The sequence below is a fragment of the Lysobacter enzymogenes genome (genome assembly GCF_017168095.1).
In the GTDB taxonomy this organism is placed as follows: domain Bacteria; phylum Pseudomonadota; class Gammaproteobacteria; order Xanthomonadales; family Xanthomonadaceae; genus Lysobacter; species Lysobacter enzymogenes_D.
The window spans coordinates 1-6,470 of the sequence record NZ_LXSD01000450.1; the positions used below are offsets into that span (position 1 = coordinate 1).

Annotated in this window: 9 protein-coding genes; 2 read left to right on the forward strand and 7 right to left on the reverse strand. The window is 71.1% G+C overall.

Annotation, left to right across the window (positions count from 1 at the left end):
* On the forward strand, positions 1–240 hold a 240-nt coding region (locus A7A76_RS19300), incomplete at its 5' end, for a DUF423 domain-containing protein (protein WP_206412734.1).
* Position 241: 1 nt separating this feature from the next.
* Positions 242–931 (forward strand): DNA-3-methyladenine glycosylase family protein, encoded by a 690-nt coding sequence (locus A7A76_RS19305; protein ID WP_206412735.1) that lies wholly within the window; start codon positions 242–244, stop codon positions 929–931.
* Positions 932–1,632: 701 nt separating this feature from the next.
* On the opposite strand, the gene A7A76_RS19310 is transcribed toward A7A76_RS19305, so the two are convergent.
* The 7 genes from A7A76_RS19310 to A7A76_RS19340 form a co-directional block, all read right to left on the reverse strand.
* The gene (locus A7A76_RS19310; RefSeq protein ID WP_206412736.1) at positions 1,633–2,334 is read right to left on the reverse strand and encodes a class I SAM-dependent methyltransferase; all 702 of its coding nucleotides are present in this window, start codon (positions 2,332–2,334) and stop codon (positions 1,633–1,635) included.
* A 158-nt stretch (positions 2,335–2,492) separates the two neighbouring features.
* Entirely contained in the window at positions 2,493–3,296 is an 804-nt protein-coding gene (locus A7A76_RS19315) for a M15 family metallopeptidase (RefSeq protein WP_206412737.1), read from the reverse strand.
* A 418-nt stretch (positions 3,297–3,714) separates the two neighbouring features.
* Positions 3,715–3,894, reverse strand: a complete 180-nt coding sequence (locus tag A7A76_RS19320; protein ID WP_206412738.1) for a hypothetical protein — start codon at positions 3,892–3,894, stop codon at positions 3,715–3,717.
* Positions 3,891–4,079 (reverse strand): Arc family DNA binding domain-containing protein, encoded by a 189-nt coding sequence (locus tag A7A76_RS19325; RefSeq protein ID WP_206412740.1) that lies wholly within the window; start codon positions 4,077–4,079, stop codon positions 3,891–3,893. Before A7A76_RS19325 ends, A7A76_RS19320 begins: the two co-directional genes overlap by 4 nt.
* On the reverse strand, positions 4,076–4,447 hold the full coding sequence (locus A7A76_RS19330) for a hypothetical protein (RefSeq protein ID WP_206412742.1): 372 nt from the start codon (positions 4,445–4,447) through the stop codon (positions 4,076–4,078). Before A7A76_RS19330 ends, A7A76_RS19325 begins: the two co-directional genes overlap by 4 nt.
* Before the next feature lie 10 nt (positions 4,448–4,457).
* The gene (locus A7A76_RS19335; RefSeq protein ID WP_206412743.1) at positions 4,458–5,321 is read right to left on the reverse strand and encodes an SPFH domain-containing protein; all 864 of its coding nucleotides are present in this window, start codon (positions 5,319–5,321) and stop codon (positions 4,458–4,460) included.
* Between the two features lie 237 nt (positions 5,322–5,558).
* Positions 5,559–6,470: hypothetical protein (locus A7A76_RS19340; protein WP_206412744.1), on the reverse strand; the 912-nt coding region annotated here is incomplete at its 5' end.

Here is a 6,470-nt window from a genome sequence, read left to right on the forward strand (position 1 = left end):
CTGCAGACCGCCGCGGTGTTCGCCTTCGGCCACGGCATCGCCCTGGCCGCGCTGGCGCCGCCGGCGCGGCGCGCCGCGACGCGCGGTTTGCTGGCCGCGTTGCTGCTCGGCGCGATCGTGTTCGCCGGCGGACTGGCCGCGGCGCACTTCTTCGGCGCCTCGACCCGGTGGGTGCCTTACGGCGGCAGCCTGATGATCCTGGCGTGGCTGGGCTACGCCGTCGACGCGGTGCGGCGCTGATATGCCGCGCCACGTCCGCGGGTTCGACGCGCAGGCCGCGCACGCGCATCTGAGCCGCGCCTGCCGGCGGCTCGGCGCGTGGATGAAGCGGGTCGACCGGCTCGAGAACGGCCCGATCCCGAACGATCCGCGCTGGCGCGGCCGTTTCGATCCGGTCGACGCGCTGGCGCGCGCGATCTTGTTCCAGCAGCTCAGCGGCAAGGCCGCCTCGACGATCGTCGGGCGGGTGGAAGCCGCGATCGGCAGCGCGCGCCTGCACCACGACACCCTGGGCCGCTGCGACGACGCGACCTTGCGCGCCTGCGGCGTGTCCGGCAACAAGCTGCTGGCGCTGCGCGACCTCGCCGCGCGCGAGGCCCGCGGCGAGATTCCCGATCTGCGCGCGATGGCGCACATGGACAACGACGCCATCGTCGCCGCGTTGGTGCCGATCCGCGGCATCGGCCGCTGGACGGTGGAGATGATGCTGATGTTCCGCCTCGGCCGGCCCGACATCCTGCCGGTGGACGACCTGGGCATCCGCAAGGGCGCGCAGTACGTCGACACGCTCGAGGCGATGCCGGCGCCGAAGGTTCTGGCGCAGATCGGCGAGCGCTGGGGGCCGTACCGCACCTACGCCAGCCTGTACCTGTGGCGGATCGCCGATATCGCCGAAGGGGCGGCCAAGCCGGTGAATCGCTCGCAGGGGTAAGCGCTTGCGGCGGTCGCGCTTGCGGCGCGATCCGGTGGCTGCGCGGTCGCGACTTGCGTCGCTCCTGCAGGGGCTCCGGCCGGTTTCGTTTCAGACTGTAGGAGCTGCGCGAGCTGCGACCGCGAAAGCGCAGCTACGACGCAACTTTCGCTGTGGGGTCGACTGGCGCGGTCGCGACTTGCGTCGCTCCTACAGGGTCTCCGGCCGGTTTCGTTTCAGGCTGTAGGAGCTGCGCGAGCTGCGACCGCGAAAGCGCAGCTGCGGCGCAACTTTCGCTGTGGGGTCGATTGGCGCGGTCGCGACTTGCGTCGCTCCTAGAGGGGCTCCGGCGGGCTTCGTTTCGGGCTGTAGGAGCTGCGCGAGCTGCGACCGCGAAAGCGCAGCTACGGCGTAACGTTCGCTGTGGGTCGATTGGCGCGGTCGCGACTTGCGTCGCTCCTACAGGGGGCTCCGGCTGGTTTCGTTTCGGGCTGTAGGAGCTGCGCGAGCTGCGACCGCGAAAGCGCAGTTACGACGAAACTTTCGCTGTGGATCGTTTGGCGCGGTCGCGACTTGCGTCGCTCCTACAGCGGCTCCGGCCGGTTTCGTTTCAGACTGTAGGAGCTGCGCGAGCTGCGACTGCGAAAGCGCAGCTGCGGCGCAACTTTCGTTGCGGACGATTGGCGCAGCGAGGGCGCGCGCGGTTCCGCCAACCCATTCCGTTACGCGCCGACTGCATCGAGTATCAGCGACACCGGCTGGCCGGTGACCGGATGCACTGGCTCCTCCAGTTCGCGCAACGTCAACCCACTTTCGCGCACGACCTTCAACCAGCTGCCCAGGGTGCGGAAGTACCACGGCGCCGGTTCGCCGAAGGCGCCGTCGCAGCCGGCCCAGCTGCCGTCGCGCCAGCCGTCGATGTAGGGCGCGTCGCCGCAGGCGCTCGACGGGTGCAGGGTCTGGATCAGTACGTGGCCGCCGTCGCGCAGCAGCGCGGGCAGCGCGCTCAGCAGCGCGTCGACCGCGGCGCCGCCGAGCAGGGAGAAGTTGCACACGATCAGGTCGTAGCGCGCGTTCAAGGCGCCGGCGGCGATGGTTTCGTAGCTGAGCCGGGCGTAGCGCTGCGGCGGCGCATCGGGATCGGCTTGGCGCGCGGCGTCGATGAGTTCGCCGATCGCGTCGATGCCGTCGGCGGCGATGCCGCGGTCGCGCAGGGCGCGGGTCAGCCAGCCTTCGCCGCAGCCCAGGTCGAGCGCGTCGCGCGGGCGCAGGCGCACGGCGGCGTCGAGGATGGCGCGGTCGGTGACCAAACGACGGCTTTCGATGGCCTGGGCGCGCACCGTCTGCGTCCATGGCGCGGCGTTCTCGCGCCAGGCGTCGAGTATGCGCGCGTCGCTGTGGCGCGTGGTTTCGTCTGCGCTCATCGTTGGCAGCGGTCCATGCAGACGAATCCGGCGCTCATCGCGCTGCGCCGTCCGCGCCAGCGAGCCGCGGATCCACCGCGGCATTGCGGCCGGCTTCGGCGCAGCCGACCGCGAGAGCGCTCATCGCCGCACGCCGGCCGATTCCGTCGCGCGCCGGCTCATGCCGGCGAATGACGCCAATGCCACGGCTCATAGACGATGCCGTGCGGGTTGTCGCGCGGATAGCTCATCGCGAAGCCGTAGCCGCCGGCGCGCTCGCGCAGCCAGGCGAAGGCGGGCGTGAGTTCGAAGGACTCTTCCGCCGGCGGCTCGCCCGGCGCGCCGATGTCCAGCGCCAGCCCGCTGTGGTGCTCGCTGTAGCCGGGCGCGGCGTTGACGGTGAGGATGTCGTCGATGCGCAGCCCGCGCGCGAGCTTGCGTTCGAAGATGCCCAGTTGGTAATCGTGGCTGCGGTAGCCGGAGATCGCTTCGAGCACGAGGCCGTCGCGCCGCGCCGCGTCGCGCAGGTGGGTCCAGGCGCGCGCGGCGGCCGGGTGCAGCCACAGCGGGCGGCGGTAGCGGTCGAAGCCGGCCAGGGCGAGGCGGTCGGGTTCGGCGATCAGGGCCAGGCCGGTGCGCGCTTCATAGCCGTGGGCGTCCAGGCCGAGCGCGTCGAGGCGTTCTTCCAGGCGGCCGAGCGGCAGTTCGGCGACCCGCACCAGACCTTCGCGGCGGTACTCGACGCTGCGTTCGAGCGCGTCCAGCGCGGCGTCGATGCCGTCCTCGCGCATCAGCCGGTGCACCAGCGGCAGCACGCCTTCGGGCAGGTCGGCGGCGAGGAAGCGGCCGTCGCGCTTGCGCCGCAGCACGTGGCGCGCGCGCGCCAGGGCGCGGGCGTCGGCGTTGCTGCGCGCGCGCAGCAGGCCGCCGGGCCACAGTTCGATGTCGGGGGTGTTGATCAGGACGTGGCCGGGTCCGCGCATGCGCGCAGGGTAGCGCGCGGGGGGCGGGGTGCCAACCGCGGGGCGGCGAGGTTTTGCCGTTTGCGGGGGCGAGCGCGCTGTTGGCTGCGGGCGCGTGCGGCGGCACCGCGACCGGTCGCTTCGCGGTCGCAGCTCGCGCAGCTCCTACAGCCTGAAACGAAACCCGCCGGAGCCCTTGTAGGAGCGACGCAAGTCGCGACCGCGCCAACCGGCCCACAGCGAACGTTTCGCCGTAGCCGCGCTTTCGCGGTCGCAGCTCGCGCAGCTCCTACAGCCTGAAACGAAACCGGCCGGAGCCCCTGTAGGAGCGACGCAAGTCGCGACCGCGCCAACCGACCCACCGCGAACGTTTCGTCGTAGCCGCGCTTTCGCAGTTGCAGCTTACGCCGCTCCCGCAGCGGGCCCGGGCGGGTGTCGATCAGGCGGGGCGCTTGAAGTACAGGCGGGTGCCGAGCACGCCGGGGTCGTGTTCCACCGCGACCAGTTCCCAGCCCTGCGCGCCCTGGCGGTCGAGCTCTTCCTGGATGCGTTCGCGCATCGGCGCTTCGAACAGTTTGTAGGTCAGTTCGATGACGAGGTGCATCCACGGCTGGCTCATGCGTCTTCCTCGGGGGCGGCGGGGGGCGGCTCCTGGCGCGGCAGGCGGCCGTTGCGGCGCAGGGCGTCGCGCAGCACATATTCGATCTGGGCGTTGAGCGAGCGCAACTCGTCGTCGGCCCAGCGCTGCGCGGCGGCGAGCACCTCGGCGCTGATGCGCAGCGGATAGGCCTTCTTCTCGCTCACCGCCGGCCGGTCCGCTGGTCGTCGCGCGGCGCCAGGTAGTCGCGCTTGAGCCTGGCCATGGTCACGATCATTGCCACCGCCACGCCGTTGACCGCGACCAGCAGCGCGATGGTCACCCACATCGTGCGGGTCTGGTCGCCGTGGCTCCAGTAGAAGCCCAGCGCGGCCAGGAACATCGAGATCGCCACCATCGCCAGCTGCTTGCTGAAGCGCGAGGCGGCCGCGGCCGGATCGCGCAGGCGCGCGGGGTCCAGGCCGTTGATCAGTTGCAGGTTGCCGCGCGCGACCAGCACCGCGGCGACCAGGATCGGCACGCCGCTGATCAACATCACCGCCGGCAGCATGAATTCGTTGCTGGGCATGTTCATCGCGCGCTCCTCAGTACAGGCTGCCGGTGTTGACGATCGGCTGAGTGCCGCGCTCGCCGCACAGCACCACCAGCAGGTTGCTGACCATCTGCGCCTTGCGCTCCTCGTCGAGCTGGACCACGCCGTTCTTCTGCAGCTCGGCCAGGGCCATTTCGACCATGCCGACCGCGCCGGCGACGATGCGGGTGCGCGCGGCGATCACCGCGTTGGCCTGCTGGCGCTGCAGCATCGCCTGGGCGATTTCCGGCGCGTAGGCGAGGTGGCTGATGCGCGCGTCGGAGACGTTGACGCCGGCGTCGGCCAGGCGCTCCTGCAGCTCTTCCTTCAGGTGCTGCGAAATCTCGTTGGCGTGGCTGCGCAGCGACAACTGGCCGTCCTCGTGCTGGTCGTAGGGATAGCTGGTGGCCATCGCCCGCAGCGCCGATTCGGACTGGATGTGGACGAAGGTTTCATAGTCGTCGACGTTGTAGACCGCCTCGGCCGAATCGACCACCTGCCAGACGATCACCGCGGCGATCTCGATCGGGCTGCCGTCGAGTTCGTTGACCTTGAGCTTGCCGCTCTCGAAGTTGCGCACGCGCTGGCTGACCTTGCGCTTGGCGTAGAGCGGGTTGTTCCAGCGCAGGCCGTTGTCCTTGACCGTGCCGACGTACTTGCCGAACAGGCTCAGCACCGCGGCCTGGTTGGGCTCGACCATGTACAGGCCGAACAGGCAGAACACCGCGAGCAGGCCGGCCAGGACCGCGAGCACGGTGATGGCGCCGGGCCCGGCGGCGGCGCTGGCGAGGAAGACGTAGCCGCAGCCGGCCGCGACCAGCAGCAGGGCGAGCAGGACCGGAATGCCGGGGAGGGACTGGGAGGGGTTCTCTTTCATGGCGACTCGTCCTTGGGGTTCTGGGCGATAGTGATATCAGATTGATATCAGATCGTCAGCTGCCGTTGGTCGGCCGAAAGCTTGCCGCGTGGCGGCCCGAAGCCCCTGTAGGAGCGGCGCAAGCCGCGACTGCGGGGTGTCCGCTCGCGTCGGGGCTTTCGGCGCAGGCGAGGTGTCGCGGTCGCGGCTCGCGCCGCTCCTACAGGAGGGAAGCCGGTTGGCGCGCAGGCTCGCCGCTTACGGGGCGATGCGGTACAGCGGCGCGGGGATGAACTCGCCGGTGGCGTAGAGGAAGCGGCCGTCGGCGGACCAGCCCAGGGCTTCGGCCTGCGGCAGCCACGGCAGTTCGCTGACCCGCGGCGGGCCAGCTACGGCCTGGGCCCAGTCCTGTTGCGGCTGGCGCGGGTACAGCAGCAGGTAGCGGTAGGTCATCACCGCCAGGGTGCGGCCGTCGGGCGAGACGTCGGCGGCGGTGACCTGGCCCTGGATCCTGGCCCGGAACGGGTTGGACTGGCGCAGTTGCGCGTCCGGCGCGGGAATGCCCGCCAGCGCGCCGAGCTTGCTCGCGGTCTGCAGCGCGTTGCCGGCCGGCATCAGCGGCAGCGCGAACAGCTCCGGCGGCTGGCGCTTCTTGGAGATCAGCAGGATCTGCTTGCGCGCGACGTCCACCGCCACCGCCTCGCAGTCGCGCGCGCCGTCGGGCCAGCGGAAGGCGATCGACCAGGCCGGCTTGAGCCGCGCGTTCTCGATCCGCTCGGGCTCTTCGATGATGTGTAGCTGCAGGCTGCGGCGCAGGCCGCCGTTGTCGCCGGTGTCGGCGATCAGCAGGTAATGGCGGCCGTCGAGCTCGAAGGCGGCCATGTCCTCCCAGTCGGTCTTGATCGCGCCTTCGATGCGCAAGGTGGCCAGGCGGTCGCCGTTCTCGGCCACCGCGAACAGGCGCTCGGGGTTGCCGCCGTCGTCGTGCATCCACAGCACGCCCGGGTGCCGGCGCGAGGCGGCCAGGCCGCTGATTTCCGACAGCTGCGGATCGAGCAGCAGCCCGGTCAGTTCGCTGCTACCCGGCGCCTGCGGCTGGGCGCGGTGCGCGCGCCACAGCGCCGACCCGCCCGCCAGTATGGCGGCGACCAGCGCGCCGGCGGCCAGCCA